The organism is Paenibacillus sp. FSL M8-0334, from assembly GCF_038000405.1.
In the GTDB taxonomy this organism is placed as follows: domain Bacteria; phylum Bacillota; class Bacilli; order Paenibacillales; family Paenibacillaceae; genus Paenibacillus_AQ; species Paenibacillus_AQ campinasensis.
The window spans coordinates 1438828-1454514 of the sequence record NZ_JBBOCH010000001.1; the positions used below are offsets into that span (position 1 = coordinate 1438828).

14 protein-coding genes are annotated in these 15687 nt (G+C 45.0%); 3 read left to right on the forward strand and 11 right to left on the reverse strand.

All coding sequences use genetic code 11. The features are described 5' to 3' along the window. The first annotated feature begins 574 nt into the window (after window positions 1-574). Window positions 575-1537 carry a tyrosine-type recombinase/integrase gene (locus tag MKX64_RS06235; protein WP_244908292.1) on the forward strand — a complete coding sequence of 321 codons (963 nt, stop codon included), beginning with the start codon at window positions 575-577 and terminating at the stop codon, window positions 1535-1537. Further along, the gene (locus MKX64_RS06240) at window positions 1537-2508 is read left to right on the forward strand and encodes a tyrosine-type recombinase/integrase (protein ID WP_341035525.1); all 972 of its coding nucleotides are present in this window, start codon (window positions 1537-1539) and stop codon (window positions 2506-2508) included. The genes MKX64_RS06235 and MKX64_RS06240 overlap by 1 nt, the downstream gene beginning before the upstream one ends. Here the strand turns inward: MKX64_RS06240 and MKX64_RS06245 are convergent. The 9 genes from MKX64_RS06245 to MKX64_RS06285 form a co-directional block, all read right to left on the reverse strand. Beyond that, window positions 2437-3579, reverse strand: coding sequence for a tyrosine-type recombinase/integrase (locus MKX64_RS06245; RefSeq protein ID WP_341035526.1), 1143 nt, complete (start codon window positions 3577-3579; stop codon window positions 2437-2439). The genes MKX64_RS06240 and MKX64_RS06245 overlap by 72 nt on opposite strands. 1765 nt (window positions 3580-5344) lie before the next feature. Next, window positions 5345-6202, reverse strand: coding sequence for a nucleotidyltransferase domain-containing protein (locus MKX64_RS06250; RefSeq protein ID WP_095398655.1), 858 nt, complete (start codon window positions 6200-6202; stop codon window positions 5345-5347). Window positions 6203-6424: 222 nt separating this feature from the next. Further along, window positions 6425-7297, reverse strand: coding sequence for an SDR family oxidoreductase (locus MKX64_RS06255; protein WP_095267453.1), 873 nt, complete (start codon window positions 7295-7297; stop codon window positions 6425-6427). A gap of 147 nt (window positions 7298-7444) precedes the next feature. After that, complete coding sequence (locus MKX64_RS06260) at window positions 7445-7777, reverse strand: winged helix-turn-helix transcriptional regulator (protein WP_095267454.1); 333 nt, start codon at window positions 7775-7777, stop codon at window positions 7445-7447. 50 nt (window positions 7778-7827) lie between these two features. Beyond that, window positions 7828-8208, reverse strand: coding sequence for a DMT family transporter (locus tag MKX64_RS06265; protein WP_095267455.1), 381 nt, complete (start codon window positions 8206-8208; stop codon window positions 7828-7830). Then, the gene (locus MKX64_RS06270) at window positions 8205-8948 is read right to left on the reverse strand and encodes an SDR family NAD(P)-dependent oxidoreductase (protein WP_217989081.1); all 744 of its coding nucleotides are present in this window, start codon (window positions 8946-8948) and stop codon (window positions 8205-8207) included. Before MKX64_RS06270 ends, MKX64_RS06265 begins: the two co-directional genes overlap by 4 nt. A gap of 169 nt (window positions 8949-9117) precedes the next feature. After that, a complete protein-coding gene (locus MKX64_RS06275) occupies window positions 9118-10302 on the reverse strand; it encodes an MFS transporter (RefSeq protein ID WP_095267456.1) in 1185 nt (394 codons plus the stop codon). After that, window positions 10299-11126 carry a MerR family transcriptional regulator gene (locus tag MKX64_RS06280; RefSeq protein ID WP_095267457.1) on the reverse strand — a complete coding sequence of 276 codons (828 nt, stop codon included), beginning with the start codon at window positions 11124-11126 and terminating at the stop codon, window positions 10299-10301. Before MKX64_RS06280 ends, MKX64_RS06275 begins: the two co-directional genes overlap by 4 nt. A 685-nt stretch (window positions 11127-11811) precedes the next feature. Beyond that, the gene (locus MKX64_RS06285) at window positions 11812-12687 is read right to left on the reverse strand and encodes a LysR family transcriptional regulator (RefSeq protein ID WP_095267458.1); all 876 of its coding nucleotides are present in this window, start codon (window positions 12685-12687) and stop codon (window positions 11812-11814) included. A 97-nt stretch (window positions 12688-12784) separates the two neighbouring features. Here MKX64_RS06285 and MKX64_RS06290 point away from each other — a divergent pair, with 97 nt between their 5' ends. Then, entirely contained in the window at window positions 12785-13978 is a 1194-nt protein-coding gene (locus MKX64_RS06290; protein WP_095398606.1) for an MFS transporter, read from the forward strand. Between the two features lie 30 nt (window positions 13979-14008). Here the strand turns inward: MKX64_RS06290 and MKX64_RS06295 are convergent, their stop codons facing one another. Continuing rightward, on the reverse strand, window positions 14009-15010 hold the full coding sequence (locus MKX64_RS06295) for a zinc-dependent alcohol dehydrogenase family protein (protein ID WP_095267460.1): 1002 nt from the start codon (window positions 15008-15010) through the stop codon (window positions 14009-14011). A 135-nt stretch (window positions 15011-15145) separates the two neighbouring features. Beyond that, window positions 15146-15547, reverse strand: a complete 402-nt coding sequence (locus tag MKX64_RS06300) for a MerR family transcriptional regulator (protein ID WP_095267461.1) — start codon at window positions 15545-15547, stop codon at window positions 15146-15148. Between the last annotated feature and the right edge of the window lie 140 nt (window positions 15548-15687).

Consider the following 15687-nt stretch of genomic DNA (forward strand, 5'->3'; position numbering starts at 1 on the left):
CAGATATTTACCATTGATATATTCATAATCCCTAAGGGTACCTTCATGTTTGAATCCTAGTTTCTCTGGAATGACCGAGGAGTGTATGCGACGACGCGTTTTACGATTCTTTTTTTATCATTTTTTCAACATTTTCACTTGTGATGTACAACCACCTAACTCCACTCATTCTATCCCTCCCTGTTTCTTCGAGAATTATCTTGTGCTGATTTCCGATAACGTTATTGTATTCACGAAACGATCCAGCCTTTAATAGATCTTATCTTAGGCTGGATCGTTTGTTGTCCTGAGCTTCTTCCATGATTATAGACCTGACAACCGAGGGGCATAGCCCAGATGCGTGAATACGGTGTTATACGAACCGGAAGGAGGTGACGCACACCCTCCGAAATGCCGATAAACCCTTATGTATCAAGGGATTATGGCGTTTGTAAAACAATCCCAATCAACTGCAAATATCCCGGTTTTTCGTGAAAGTTATACGAAACCGTATATCCCGTAGTTATACGAAACCCTCCCTCCTACTTCGTATATCCGTTTTGGTTCGCATAACTTCATAAGGAGGATATGCGAAGTGCAAAACCAAGATCACTTCATTATGAACGTCAATTGGAACGATGCTGTGCAGTTCTTTCTTCAGGATTGCAAATCTCGAAACTTAACCAAGGAGAGTATTCGTCGTTACCGCAACGGTTTGGAAAAGTTCCACCAGCATCTGGTTACTCAAAAATTGCAATGGTCTGATCTGGCACCCACAATCCTTACCCATTACATCATACCGAGCATGCTGGAAGAAGGTCTTTCGCTTCGGACAGTCAATTGCAATCTATGCATTTACAAGGAGTTTTTCAAGTTTCTCTACGAAGAAGGACTGGCAAAGGCCAATATTGGAATGGGGTTAAAGCCGTTTAAGCTTGAACCTTCTATGGCTCATACCTTTACGGATAAGCATTTGCATCGATTGCTTTCCCAACCGGATCGGGCTACCTTTACCGGCTTTCGCAATTATGTCATGATGCTGACGCTGCTTGACACCGGAATCCGACTGAAAGAATTGGCTGGTCTTCAAATCACGGATTTTTTACCGGAAGAAGGCGTACTCCGAGTCCAGCAAGCCAAAGGCAGGAAAGCTCGACTGGTCCCGATTCAACGTGTTGCCGCCGATGCCCTGCAACGCTATTTACTTGAGCGAGGGGCATTGAGTCACAATTATATTTGGGTCACCTTGGAGAATGAACCTTTTCGAGCTGGCGGCATCCGAATCATGATTTCCCGCTATTGCGATACGGCCAAGATTAAAGGCATTCAATGTTCTTGTCATACGTTCCGACATACGTTCGCCAAAAAATACATCTTGAATGGCGGCGACATGTTCACGCTAAAAAGCATCTTGGGGCACGAACGAATCGAAACCACTGAAATGTATGTGGAACTGTTTGCGCGTGACTTGAACATCCAGCACGAGAAGTTTAGCCCGATCGAACATTTGACCGATGAACTCTCCTTTTATATGGAGGAAAGCGAGGTGCAAGTTTAATGAGCACCAGGCGTCGGCAAAATATTCTCATAAGTGTTGAACATCCAAGTGCCGTAAAGCAGCAATTAAGCTTCGACGATTTACTTCAATCATTTATTCTCGACTGCAAGGCCAAAAACCTTTCGCCATTGACACTTCGTTTTTACCAGGACAGTGTCCGTCAAATGAAAGAAGCTTTTCAGGAGCAACAAGTCCCATTAGATATGTATACGATATCGGTCCGCGACATTAAGAATTATTTTATTGCTTACCTCTTCGATCAGGGGAAATCGGACAATACGGTGAACGGACGAATTAAAGCGGTGAAGCAGTTTTTGAAGTATTTGCACGAGGAAGGCTGGCTCAACCAAAACATCGCCGAAGAGCTTCATGTGGTCAAAGCGGAAAAACTTATGCTGCAAACCTTTACCAAAGAGCAAGTCGCCGCTTTGCTGGAACAACCGGATCGAAAAACGTTTACCGGCTACCGCGATTTTACGATGATGACGGTACTTCTGGAAACGGGTATGCGCATCAGTGAGCTTTGCCATTTAAAAATAAGTGATATTTTCTTCAGAGAAAAGGAAATTCGGATTACGAGAGGAAAGGGCGGCAGAGCGCGGAGAGTACCCTTTCAACAAACATGCGCCAAAATCATTCGCCGTTATTTGGACATCAGGGGCGATCTGGAGACGGACGCCTTGTTCGTCAACATCAATGATGAGTCGATCAGTACTCGCGCATTGCAAGATAAAATGAAAGCTTACGGTCACGCCGCAAACATTTCGGGAGTCAGGGTTTCCCCTCACACGTTCCGGCACACGATGGCGAAGTTTTACATTCTGAACGGGGGTGACCCGTTCACCCTGCGGCGCATTTTAGGACATGCCACACTCGATATGGTCGATTACTATGTCGAATTATTCAGCAGCGATATCAAACAGCAGCATAAAAAATATAGCCCGGTGGAAAACATGAAACGCATCATCTAAAAATGGCAAGGAGAAGACACTTATACAAATCGTGTCTTCTCCTTCTTGATTACAACAATCTTCCCTTGTACAAATGCCGCATAGGAGAAGATTTCGTATGCTTGGACCGCATTTTTCTGGCCGCCACAGATTGACATAGCGTTTTACCATATCTTGCGACGTGTGGCCAAGTATGTCCTGTAAGCTATAAGGATCGCCGTCATTTAAAATATACATTTTGGCAAACGTATGCCTAAGCGTATGCGGACTCACGCGTACGCCCGTAATGCCAGCGTCTTCACCATATTTACGTAGTGAAGACTGAAACGCACGTACGCCCAGCGAACGCCCGTCCAATGTAACAAAGAAATACTGTGAGGACAAATCCCCTCTTGCTTTGATATATCGGATTAGCAACTTACGAACGTCATCGCAAAAAGGAATATCTCTCGGCTTTTTGCTTTTACCGATGACCCCGAGGAGCTGGCTCTCCTTGATGTCTACCTGATTGATTTTCAGCTTGGTCAGTTCCCCGACACGCAAGCCACAATCCAAAATGAGGGATAACATAACGAAATCTCGAAATCCCGTAAACGTGCTTTGATCTGGTTGCTTAAGCAATGCCACCACCTGCTCCTCAGTAAATGATGGTATAGTAGGTCGGTGGCCTTTTCGCAATTTTAAGTATTCCGCCGGATTATAAGGAATCCAACCTTCATCGAACAAAAACTGATAAAATCGCTTAATCGCTTTAATTCGGTTATTGATGGTGTTAAGTTTATAGCCTTTTTCCTCTACCATAACCATGATAAAATGATTCCGTAAAAAATCCGGCGTCACATCATAAATTTCTGCTTCAACTTCCTGCTCCTGCAAAATTCGCTGATAGCTTCTCAGACTGCTTTGCTCGAATTTGATGGTATCGTCACTTGATGTTTCCGCTCTACGAGCCTGAAGGAAAAGCTTGACCGCCTCTTCCCAAGTTAACCGGTAGCCAGAACTTGAGAATGACGCTACGTCATATAGCTCATTGCTGCGCCTCGTATTTCCAGAATCACTTTTGCGAAAAAGGCTGACAACATTTCCATTCATCCGTATCCCCTCCAATCTTGTATGGGTCAGCTTCCTAAAAAATGAACGAAGACAAAACACCCGTCTATTATCTATTTCATTTACAATAAAAAATCGGACCCTTTTGGGCGGAATACGGCTCCCCTTCGTCTTATTATCACGATCAGTGTAATAAGAGTTAAGCAGACCAACAATTGTGCGAATCAAGAAGTCAGGTCTGAAACGACATCCTATTCCTTCATGGTTTTGCTTTTGATAAGAGTAAACTCTTTTTCCGTAATCAGTGACCGAGCTAATTCGACTCATCATAAGCCCCCGTTTGGTTCATTACAACTAAAATAGAGATGCGACAAAGACCGATCACCTTATACGCATCTCTGTTCTTCCTTGTTTTGGTTGTATCGCATAAATCCAATTCCAACGGTCGGTGGTTAACGGCCTCATAGGTATACTCTCCCAGGATCGCTGCAAGCCGCCCTCATTGCGTGATCTGCCTAAAAGCAGAGCTGTGACAGGACGGAAGTATCATTATCCCCCCCGCATGGGTCATCGCCTTAAATGGAACCACCAATTATTATTGCACGGACAAACACTGCTCTTACCCTGCTACTTCAAACACAGATCGAAAGAACAAGCAGAGTGGTCTTGGCGTACCTGCAATTTGACTTTCCTAGACATGCGGGGAACGTACTGGAATGGATGATCTTTAATTTTCAAGGTACGGAAAAACAGCAGGGGACATACCCCTCTATCATCCGTTTCATTTTGAGGTCAAGATCGGCCTTACTGCGAAAAAATAAATAGGAGAGGATAGAAAGCTCTTGGTACAGAGATTAGTAATCTCCGGCAGCGTGAGCAATAATGATGGCGTGGTGATTACATTATGAAAAGAAATGGTCCAAACAAGAGAGGTGCTGAGCTTTGTCAGAAAGCTTGAAAAAATGATGAATCAATTTGAGGGAAAAGATCGTGAAGTATTTCGAGATATCATCATTCGCATACGCCGAAAGTTAATCTCGGTTACAGAAAAGATGGGATGTATCTGTTGCCGAAAAAAATCAAAAATAACCGCCCTTCTAGAGAGCAAATGCCATTCCTTCAATTAAAGACTTTACTCCCTATCTCCTCAAACATGTGGAGGTGACAGTTGAGTCTTGTATAAATCAAGAGAATCGCCGAAAAGCGAACGTGTACTGTTGAACAAAGGAAGTAAGGAACCTTCCTAATTTGGCATATGTGCTAGGATTCTGTTATGATCGCTATCTAGGCCTTGATTTATTTGTCCATGTACAGAAGCATTAAAACCAGTCTTGATTAACTTATAAATAAAAATACATCAATCACGATTAAAATACCGCTTACCATTATAATCATTGCAGAATAAAAATACATCTAGTTTGAATGGAAACCAGGCTCCACTTTCACATCTTACATCATCCTCTTCAAAATTAATAACCTGTTCGATCGTTCGTTGTGTTAAATACAAGTGCAGTATTATGAGCAAGCATTATTGATAGGTTGTATCGTCCTCTTTCCAACGAATAATCGTCTGCCGTGAAACGCAAAGGAGGTAAAGGGCATGCGGTATAGAAATTGATCGGAAGGCCCAATCCCCGATGATGGCGTGTTTCAGGGTCATTTAACGTTCTGACTGATGTATAATTTCGTGTTGTCGTCACTGCCGAGGGGCCGCCGGAGAGCAGCCCTTTTTCGCAGTAAATAATTAAAGTGACATCACGAATGAAGGTATCAGACATATCGAGATGTGTAAAACCTCTGCAGTCCTCTATTTATTTAACCCAGGAGACACCCTGCTGATTAAACTTTCCGTTTCTGAAATGAGCTCATGTAAGATATCAAGGGCTTGACTTGTACTGTCTTTCTTTGTCGAAAGGAATGAAAAAACTCGGTCTACTCTTTCCTTATATTTTGAAGGTTTCACACCAAAGCCATCAATCATGCGAACCGCCTTTTTTTCGTTAATACAATATTGTTTATTCACTGCAAACAATACCTGATTAAGACATGAAATCGTGCGAAAGACGTGACCCGCAACATAGGAAATGTCATCTTTATCTGCATTATCCTTCGCAAACATATAAGAAAAGGATGCTTCAAACATGAAAAAACGGGTCAAGGCATTTTGTAATGATTTCGGATAAGGCACCGTTTTTGCTTTAAGTTTAGCAATTTGATTTGTTGGATCAAACAATGGTCTACAAATGGATATTTCCCCCATATACATAACATTAAGGTAAGCGTGTGGATGCCCCGTATGATAATGAGACGAAATTTTACCTACTAAACAATCATCAATGACTTGTGAAACTCTTCTTATATCGCGATAAATTAAATCTACATGGAATCCTTGAACAACAATCCACCCACCACCATTGATCCAAGAACCCCAATCACCCAGGGCTGTAACCAAATTCTCTCTGTGGTCATCGTCCAATTTTGTTGCAGCTTTGTTAATTGCTGCGATATCCAGACTGGCAGCATCCTCATAATAGATCCCAATATCGATATCTGAATGAGAATGGTGGGTTCCCCTTGCTCTCGAACCGCCCAAAACGACTCCGACTATACCGTTTATCCCTTCGAGTTCTTGGCAGATTTGGTCAATAACGACTTGGACATTCATCAACATTCCCAACCCCTTTGTTAACTTTCTTCCTCCAAACTTCCATAAATCATTTCGTTATCGCTGTGTTGGATCATGTAACAAGTCCACAGTAAGAAATGAGCGCATGTCCGTAGCCGGAACAAATGAAATTAAAGCGTCACAGAGTCTATTATGAATAGGAACCTCATGGGACAACTGCAACATGATCCCAATGATTTCAATCCTATCTTGACCAACCTTTTAAGCAAATCCTTGCTCTGCCGCATAATTCCCCCAGTGAGGCTGGCTGCCATCCCGATCGGTGAAACCGTACTCTTCGGACAACGACCAGGTACTGAGTGCCTGTCCGGATTTTTGCGCCACCTGCGGATCTGAAGCCAAAGCCACAACCGCTCTGCCTATATATGTCGGAGTTTCGGACATGAGAAAATGTGGATCTTGCTTCCCGGCTTCCCTCCAATTGTTTTCGGTTACGCCGAAATGATCCAGCATAGCCTCCGAGCGCAGGAATCCTGGAGTTAGAGCCAATGCCGTCACGTTATGGGGACGCAGCTCAGCCGACATCGACTGGGCAAGATGGATGACCGAGCTTTTGGCCAGGCTGTAGTACAGATTGCCCCGATACCGGTAATCGGTCCCATCGGTTATCTCGATAAGCAAACCTTGTTTTCTTGCAACCATTAACGGCACTCCATAATAGCTTGTAATCATGTGGGAATGTACCGCTCGCCGCTGCATAAGCAAACCATTATCCAGTGAATGCTCCCAAAATGACGTGTTCCACTCGGTTAAAGGGTCTCCGCCCCATATATCATTGACCAGAATATCAAGTTGTCCATCCTGCTCACTCCGGATCCGTTCGAATAGCGCTTTGACCTCTTTCTCCACGGTGTGGTCAACCCGCACTGCTATCCCGTTGCCTCCCGCTTCGGTTACCAGTTCCGCCGTTTCATCGATCGTTTCCTTACGGTTCATGTTGGATAGTTGTCCTCTAGTACTGCGTCCTGTACAATAGACCGTTGCCCCTGCTTCTCCTAGTGAAACAGCAATGCCACGCCCGGCTCCCCGGGTTGCTCCAGCCACAACGGCCACTTTTCCCTGCAATGGTTTCAAAGAAATCAGCTCCTTACTATAGAGTCTCTCCAACTGTCTTCTGTTCTACTTAATCGTAACAAATTAATATGACATCTACTGTCATAATACTGAAGAGAAATCCTCTTTAACTTCCGCTCTTGCTCTTTCAAAGATCAAACGTAACCACTATCGATTTAAGCAACGTTCATTATGTTTGAAGCCCCAATCACACATGAACGATAACACAGTGCCCAAAGTTCGTCCGTAGTCTGTTAATGAATACTCAACCTTAGGAGGGATCTCTTGATAAATGACCCTTTTAATTAGGCCATCCCGTTCAAGCTCGCGCAATTGATTGGTCAGCATTCCCTGACTGACATCTTGAATCGTTCTCTTCAGTTCTCCGAATCGCATCGTTCCTTCATGAAACAATATAAACAAGATAAGGGGCTTCCACTTACCACCAATGACCTTTAAGGTTGTAACGATTCCCGTAATGTCTACCGGCAAATTATTCATACAGATAGGTCCACCTCCACTTCTACTTCATTATAATTATAAAAAGAAGTCTAGTGGAAAGTTTTTTCCTGTACCTGTTCATTCGCAATTTGCCGAGCATTCTGTTCCGGATTTCCCTCGATCATTTTTAATCCGACCATTCCTGCAAAAATTAAAGCTAAAAAGATAAACTTCTGCAAGGAAGGCTTCTCACCAAGAGCTATGATTCCCACTATCGCCACTCCGAGCGTACCTGTCCCGACCCATATCGCATACGCTGTGCCGACAGGTAACGATCTTAGTGCTAGAGTCAGCAAATAAAGACTGATACCTGCAGTCGAAATGCCAATGATACTGGGCCATAGTCTCGTGAGGCCAGATGATTGTTTTAATGCAATCGCCCATACGATTTCCAATAAGCCGGCGATAATCAGTAGTATCCAAGCCGTCATACTGCGTATCCACCATCAACGGCAAATGCCGAGCCTGTAATAAACCTCCCGGTTTGTCCGGCTAAATGCAGTGCCATGGAAGCAATATCGTCTGTGGTGCCGTAATGCCCTAGAGCAGTGAGACTTTTCTCTCCTTCCGAACCTTCGCCGTCCGCCGGATTCATATCCGTGTCAATCGGTCCCGGATGTATGACATTCACCGTAATGCCAAGCGGACCGAGGTCTCTTGCAAGGCCTTTCGTTAATCCGGTAAGAGCGGATTTGCTCATGGAGTAAAGACTAAATCCGGGACCTGGGACTCGATCCGCCAGACAGCTTCCAATACTGATGATACGCCCCCCAACACTCATATACGGAACAGCAGTCTGAATGGCGACAAACACCGCTTTGGCATGAATCGCCATCGTTCGATCGAATTCGTCTGCAGATACATGTTCAATGGGTCCAAAAGGAAATATGCCCGCATTATTTACCAAGATATCGAGCTTTCCGAATGTTTCAGCAACACGTTTCACGGCCTGCTCCACATCAGCAGATATTGCGCTGTCTGCTTGGATGGCAAGGCCGCGTCGACCGACTGACTCCATGTCCGCTAATACCTCGTCTGCCTTTGTCCGAGAATTTACGTAGGTTATGGCCACATCCGCCCCTGCCCTGACCAGCTTTCTGGCAATCGCTGCTCCAATTCCACGGCTGCCTCCCGTAACGAGTGCCACTTTACCAGCTAATGAGTTCATCATCCCTTACCCCTCCAAAAAATATGATGTAAATCTTGATTACGATTATCGTTGGTCTTTGCAATTTTGAAAAGTACGCTCTTTTTTCGTACTAGGTACGGTTTTTCGTACAATTAGGTGTTATAAGTGAGAGGAACGTGATTGTGAAATTTATTTCAATTACTTTTGGCAATTAGAGTCTGATTTTACCAAACGCTGTGTCACGACGTGTTCTTTGATCATAGCTAAATAACCATACCGCCAACAACAGGGCGGCCAATGCCATGAGTAGGCTGGACCAGCCTAGATCATCTACAGAGGAGCTATTAATTACCCATCCTCCAATTCCGGAGCCGAGCGCGAAGCCAAATTGAATAAACGACGTATTGATGCTGAGTGCAATATCCGGCGATTGTTTCACCTGGGTAACCAAATATAATTGCTGGGCCGGGGAAGTCATCCATGTTGCCGCCATCCATACCATGATCAAGGGGATGACAACATAGATCAAGCTATTGGTCCAGGCCAGCAGTAGCAGCGTTCCAGCCTGAAAGGAAAGTCCGGCATAGATGGTGAACTTGGGCCCCCTCCTATCCGCTACACCCCCTCCGAATCTTGAACCGATAAAACTGCAAATTCCTGCCAATAACAGAATGGTGGACAGCCCCGTCGCCGAGAGATCGAAATTTGATTGCAGGAATGGTGTTATATACGTAAATAGTGCGGAGTAACCACCGATATAAAAAAGCGTTATAAAAACCGCCAAAACAATCTTTTTATCCTTCAAAACAGACAGCTGCATGCCGAGCGTCACGGCTCGTTGCTCTGCAATGGTAGGAACTCTGGTGTAGACAGCAATCATAGGGATCGCAGCTAGCAGGCCAACGATGATGAATAGGCTTCTCCATCCTAGCGCTTCGCTTAAAAACGTGCCAACAGGTACGCCGAGAACGAGTGAACTGCTAAGTCCCATCAAGATCGTGCCAATCGCTCGCCCTCGATTCCGCTCATCGACCAGACGCGTAGCGACAGCCATGGCGATAACAGTGGCTGCACCTCCACTAAGCCCTTGGATCACCCGTGTCAACAGCATCAGCTCAATCGAAGGACTAAAATATACCAGGATACTGCTAAAAATAAAAATTCCGAGCATGACAATAAGCATTTTCTTACGGTCCACTCGGATCGTTGCTGCGATCAAGATGGGGGAACCGACCGCAGCTGAGAGGGCGAATGCCGTGACGAGCATCCCAGCAGCAGAAGTTGTAATTCCGAGATCACTCGCTACTAAGGGAAGAATGCCGCTGATGATGTATTCAACAGTACCGATAAGAAACACCGCCAGCGCAAGCAAATTAACGATCCACTTATTGCTCATGAGAGACCCTCTTGATCTACTATCGGAATTTGGATTTCGATCAGTTTAACCCCAGATTCCCCTGCCAAAGGTACATAGGTTTCTCTGCCAGGCAGATCGCCGCGAATAGTGCAGCCCCGCCGCTCAATCCATTCAGCAAGATATACACATGCCGTCTCCAAGTATACGGCATCAGAACGGAATAACAACGTGGTCAACGTCACCGGTGACAGGAAACGAAATTGTAGATGCTCAGGCAGCTTTAATGTTTCCGATCTCACGGCATATCCCACCTCGAGCTCAAACTCATGTGCCGCGCCACCGGATGCGTTCCACAACACTGTCTGCGGACCGGATAGAGCGGAACGGGTCCGGCTATCCAGCAGACGATCGAAAATCCCGAAAAGGTTTGGAATTTCGTCAACAGTTCCTACAGATGCGTAAGTGACCATTTGCATAGACTCAACCCGCTTCACAACGACCTCCAATTCTTTATCCATCTTCCCTTTATGTTCCAAAAGCTGCATACGCTCTTTGATCCGTGCAAGCCTAGATTGTTCCGTACTAAGCCGCTGCTCGATTTCGCTTTCTTTGAGCCTCAGCATACCACGAATCTGTTCAGCCGAAACGTCTTCTTGCAAAAGCTGTGCGATTTGCTGCAAACTAAATCCTAAATCCTTAAGAATGACGATTCGATTGACTCTTAATAATTGTTCCGCGTTGTAATACCGATACCCTGTCACCTCGTCCGTTGCGGCCGGCTTTAAAATGCCAATCTGATCGTAATAGCGCAGCGTTTGTAACGGTATACGACTCAGGTTGGAAAATTCGCTAATTTTAAACACTGTCCCACCTTCTTTCTTATTGATGAGTTAGAGTATACACCCTCAAGTCAGGTATAAAGTCAACGGTTTATCTGTTCCGAAGTGATGCGAATATGAAAGATTTCAGGATTACTTGACTGTGGAATGCTGTTGAAAAAGGTTCGAGCATTTATAAAAAATTCTCGGACTACCGTCTGCTTCAATCTTCAATACGATTCATTGAACTCGTTTTTTGGCATGTCTTCCGTCAAAGTGGATCGACCCCGATGTATGTGTAAACAAGCCTAGAGTAGTGTAAGGGAAGGTTTAACAGCCACGAATCGGTGCTGACTGGGGCATATTAGCATCTGCATGTTACTCCTGTTCCTGATCCTTATAAATATATCGAGACTGGTTTGATCAGAACAAAAGACAAGTATTTGAGCTATGCATATAAAGCTTTTGCAGAGTTAGTGAAATCAGTCGGTTCAAGCTCGCTGCAGGAAATTCAACTTTCAATCTGAAGATTCTAATCCAGTAGCCCAAGCTGTTCAATATAATGATAAAAACAAAGGTGACCCTCAAGGGAGTCAGATTTGAAGTATCCATCTTGCGGGTTATAGTCGGGTATTTTTCTAATGACAACACGGACGATTACCCATTGCCAACCTCTATACCGAATACAGTAATAAAGAAATCGCATCGACCTTCATGCTTTCCTTTGTTTTTAAGACTTATTCAAAACATGGCTGGCTACAGCAAGAAAAGCTTTTACGGCAGGAGAGGAAGCGGCAATCGAGGGGCAAGCAAGGGCGACAGTTCGCCAATGCTCCACATCCAAACGCCTGATTTGAAGGTTGGGTTGTGTCTTCAAAAACAGAGCAGGACCAATGGTAATACCAAGCCCTTCTTGTACCATATTGGCGATGGTATTGCAGTCCTTCACTTCGAAACGGATACAAGGCGCCACCTTCGCTTGCTGAAATATCTCTTGAACATGGGACTGGTACATTCCCGTCGGCATAATAAACGGTTCATCCTGCAAAGACCGAACCGGGACGACATCATCCTGGTTAAATTTATGTCCCTTGGAAAAAGCAACAACCATCTCGTCTTTCGCCAGCGGAATCCATTCGACGGCTGATTTCGCGTCTGGCTGTACGACGAACCCGATATCGATCACACCAGTAGATAACCATTCTATTATCTCTTCATACGTTCCCTCAAAAAAGCGAAACTCGATTTTAGGATGCTGCTTCTGAAAATTAGCCAGGATTTTGGGCAGCAAGCAGGCCGAAGCACTGGCAAACGTACCGATGCGGATCGTTCCAACCTCTAATTTCGCGGCTCGTGCGATCTCCTGCTGGATAATTTCCATTCGGTTTAGTATTTCCCTTATGTGAACAATCGTTCTTTGTCCTACCTCCGTAAGCAATAGTCCATTCTTCCTATCCCGAATCAGCAACGTTGTAGACCATTCGGACTCCAAGTTAGCGATCGCATGGCTGACAGCTGATTGCGTCATATTCAATTGATCCGCGGCTTTTGTGAAACTCCCCAATTCAACCACTTTGGAAAACACTTCGAAACGGGCAATAGTCATGATCTTTTGCTCATCTCCTATATGAACAACATTAATTTTACTAATCTTAACACACTGTTTAAAATAAGGGCAGGATCATGAGAAGGGAAGAGAGATAATGAATCGATTCGCAATTTTTTTACTTGCATTAGGCGCGTTTGTAACGGGTACGGCCGAATTTGTCGTTTCCGGCATTTTAGAATTGATCGCGGAGGATCTGGATGTATCGATCGCCGCTGCCGGTCAATTAGTTACGTTTTTTTCGCTTTCTTATGCTTTCGGGGCTCTTTTTCTAGTCATGCTGACAGCCAAGTTTGAACGTAAACGAGTGTTACTATTCGCCATGCTTACATTTATAGCGGGCAACCTGATCGCATTCTTTAGCAGTTATTTCGGCCTCCTGATGTTTTCACGTATTGTCTTAGCGATGAGCGGCGGGCTGTATATCGTCATTGCCACACATTATGCAGCCAGGCTTGCACAACCGGATAAACGTGGTAACGCAATCGCCATCGTGATGACGGGCTTTTCGGTATCTTTGGTGCTCGGGGTGCCGTTCGGAACGCTGATGGCTGCCTATATGGACTGGCGATACATTTATTTAACGATTGCGGTCATAACGCTGGTCACCTTCCTTTTGCTTTATCGATTCATTCCGAAGCTGGATGGAACTGAACCTACGCCATGGAGACAGCAATTGCATTTGCTGCGAAGCAAACCTTTGATTACGGGTTTGTTGATCACTGTGTTCTGGATTCTCGGTTACACGATGATATTTGCCTATATTGGTCCATTTCTGGCCCGTTTGGCTGGCTTTTCTATCGAAGGGATCAGTACGGCGTTGTTCGTTCTAGGTGTGTTTGCCTTTATCGGGGCGCGGTTCGGCGGGTATGCCGTGGATAAGTGGGGGCCCGTTCGCACGATATTTATAAGTCTGCTGTTACATGCGGCAGCCTTGATTGCACTTTCGGTGATGCAGGGGACATCGCTCGGTGTCTTCGTGATCTTGATGATCTGGGGAGCAGCGGCATGGACGACCACGCCTGCCAGCCAGTTTTATTTGATCTCATTAAGGCCGCAAGCCTCGGAAACCGTCTTAAGCTTTAATACGGCATTGATGAATATCGGGATGACAGCAGGTGCCGCTCTGGGAGGTGTAGTGATTGACAACGTATCCGTGCTGCATCTGGGTTGGCTAAGCGGAATGGTTGTCCTCATTGCGTTAGCTACAGCGATATATTCATTTACTTCGCGTGAGAAACAGCCCTGCAACTATGATGACACGCTTACCCAGATAGCTTGCGATAAATGAGCGATTGACGTTATCGGTTCCATCGCTCATTTATTTAACGTTGCCACTGGTTAAGAAGATCTTACCTTGATAGTATTCGAAGCTTGAAGCAACACGCACCGCTTCTTTGATGTCCATTAGATTAAAGTGAGATGCGGGTTTCATAAGTGTCAGTTTTTTATCAGCGATCAACGAAATGAGATGCGATAATGTTTCTTGCCACGTCTGTACGGATACTTGTTGGTTCCAATGTCGCAAATGAAACATCTTAACGTTGACTTTGGCTTTACTTGTAATGTCTGCCCAGTTGACTTGCGCGCCTGATAAAAGTCCAATGCTTAAACAAATTCCGTTGGGCCGCACGCAAAAAGCCAGCTCTGTGCCCGATGACCCGCCGACGGAATCAATTGCAGCAGTTGCGCCAACCCCTTTCGTCAACTCCATCACAGTTTCATGCAAGGACATGACGGCTGTATTGATCACAAAAGAAGCGCCGAGCCGCAGCAATTCCTCGGTATAAATGCCGCTCCTCGTAACGGCAATCAGCTGAAAACCGATGATCTTGGACAGCTGTGCGAATATGCGGCCAATGGAGGATCCGCAGGCGTTGACTATCACCACATCATCCGGTTTTAACGCTAATATTTCTTGGCAGGCAAGCCACGCAGTTAATGGATTGATATATGACTGAGCCGCTAAGTGAATCTCCATCGAATCGGGTATTGGAACAGCAAACGCTGCCGGTGTCTTCACATATTCCTGCCAAGTACCTTCCCCTCGCAGCGCCAGAACACGCTGGCCAACAAGTTGTCTACTGACGAACGGACCTACCTCCACGATTAAACCCACCCCTTCATAACCGGGGATCATTGGCAACGAGGTTCGGTGAGCATATGCCCCGCTAATAGGGATCAAGTCTGATGGATTAATCGGACGGGTGATCATGCGCACCAAGACTTCTCCGTCCCTTGGATCTTCAATGGTTTTGTTCTCGACTTTCAGGACATCTTGAGGAATTCCAAACTTACAGAATTTAATACATTTTGCTTTCATACATCCTCCTGGTCCTTGTTTATTTGAAATTTTTCTCGTCAAATAGTACCGATGTAAAAAATTTGCAGCGGTATACGGTTTTGTCGTTTCGATAAGTCCTGTATGCATAGTGAACAATGGGAACGTGAGGGGGATTTAGCTTTGGAGCTGTCGGTTGTTTTCAACCTCTAGCCAATAAGAAAGCAGATGGCTTAATTTTGCTTCGGTTTCTTTCAATTTTTTGATTTGTTCCTGCGTGTTTCTTAATTTTTCACTATACATCGATATTGCTTTCGGTGCGCATTGAGCGGGTGCCATCTCAAATATCTCGGTCGGCGAAGGTGAATCCGATGAACAGTTTAATATCGGACTAATTTCGTCTGTGCTGAAGCCGATATCCAGTAACAGCTGAATAGTCTTCACCCGTTCGATGTCCGATTGTTGATATTCGCGATATCCATTTTCCAAACGTTGCGGTTTTATGAGTTCTTTTTCTTCGTAATAGCGTAACGATCGAATGCTCACTTCCGTTTTCTCCGATAACTCTCCGATTCTCATCGTCTTCAATTCCTTTCTTATCCTGCTCTTTCTCCAAAAGAATTGGTATCTTCATTAGATGGTAAAGCATGACATTACGTCAGGGTCAAGATTCTGCTTTCGGGGATTGACCCTAACACGGTGTCATGTTTTAAGGTGAG

Bases quoted from the DNA above. Each gene is read 5' to 3' on its own strand.
- MKX64_RS06275 (WP_095267456.1), bottom strand. From the start codon at position 10,302: ATGAGCAATAAGTGGATCGTTAATTTGCTTGCGCTGGCGGTGTTTCTT.
- MKX64_RS06250 (WP_095398655.1), bottom strand. From the start codon at position 6,202: ATGAATGTCCAAGTCGTTATTGACCAAATCTGCCAAGAACTCGAAGGG.
- MKX64_RS06265 (WP_095267455.1), bottom strand. From the start codon at position 8,208: ATGACGGCTTGGATACTACTGATTATCGCCGGCTTATTGGAAATCGTA.
- MKX64_RS06295 (WP_095267460.1), bottom strand. From the start codon at position 15,010: ATGAAAGCAAAATGTATTAAATTCTGTAAGTTTGGAATTCCTCAAGAT.
- MKX64_RS06290 (WP_095398606.1), top strand. From the start codon at position 12,785: ATGAATCGATTCGCAATTTTTTTACTTGCATTAGGCGCGTTTGTAACG.
- MKX64_RS06270 (WP_217989081.1), bottom strand. From the start codon at position 8,948: ATGATGAACTCATTAGCTGGTAAAGTGGCACTCGTTACGGGAGGCAGC.
- MKX64_RS06245 (WP_341035526.1), bottom strand. From the start codon at position 3,579: ATGAATGGAAATGTTGTCAGCCTTTTTCGCAAAAGTGATTCTGGAAAT.
- MKX64_RS06285 (WP_095267458.1), bottom strand. From the start codon at position 12,687: ATGACTATTGCCCGTTTCGAAGTGTTTTCCAAAGTGGTTGAATTGGGG.
- MKX64_RS06240 (WP_341035525.1), top strand. From the start codon at position 1,537: ATGAGCACCAGGCGTCGGCAAAATATTCTCATAAGTGTTGAACATCCA.
- MKX64_RS06300 (WP_095267461.1), bottom strand. From the start codon at position 15,547: ATGAGAATCGGAGAGTTATCGGAGAAAACGGAAGTGAGCATTCGATCG.
- MKX64_RS06260 (WP_095267454.1), bottom strand. From the start codon at position 7,777: ATGAATAATTTGCCGGTAGACATTACGGGAATCGTTACAACCTTAAAG.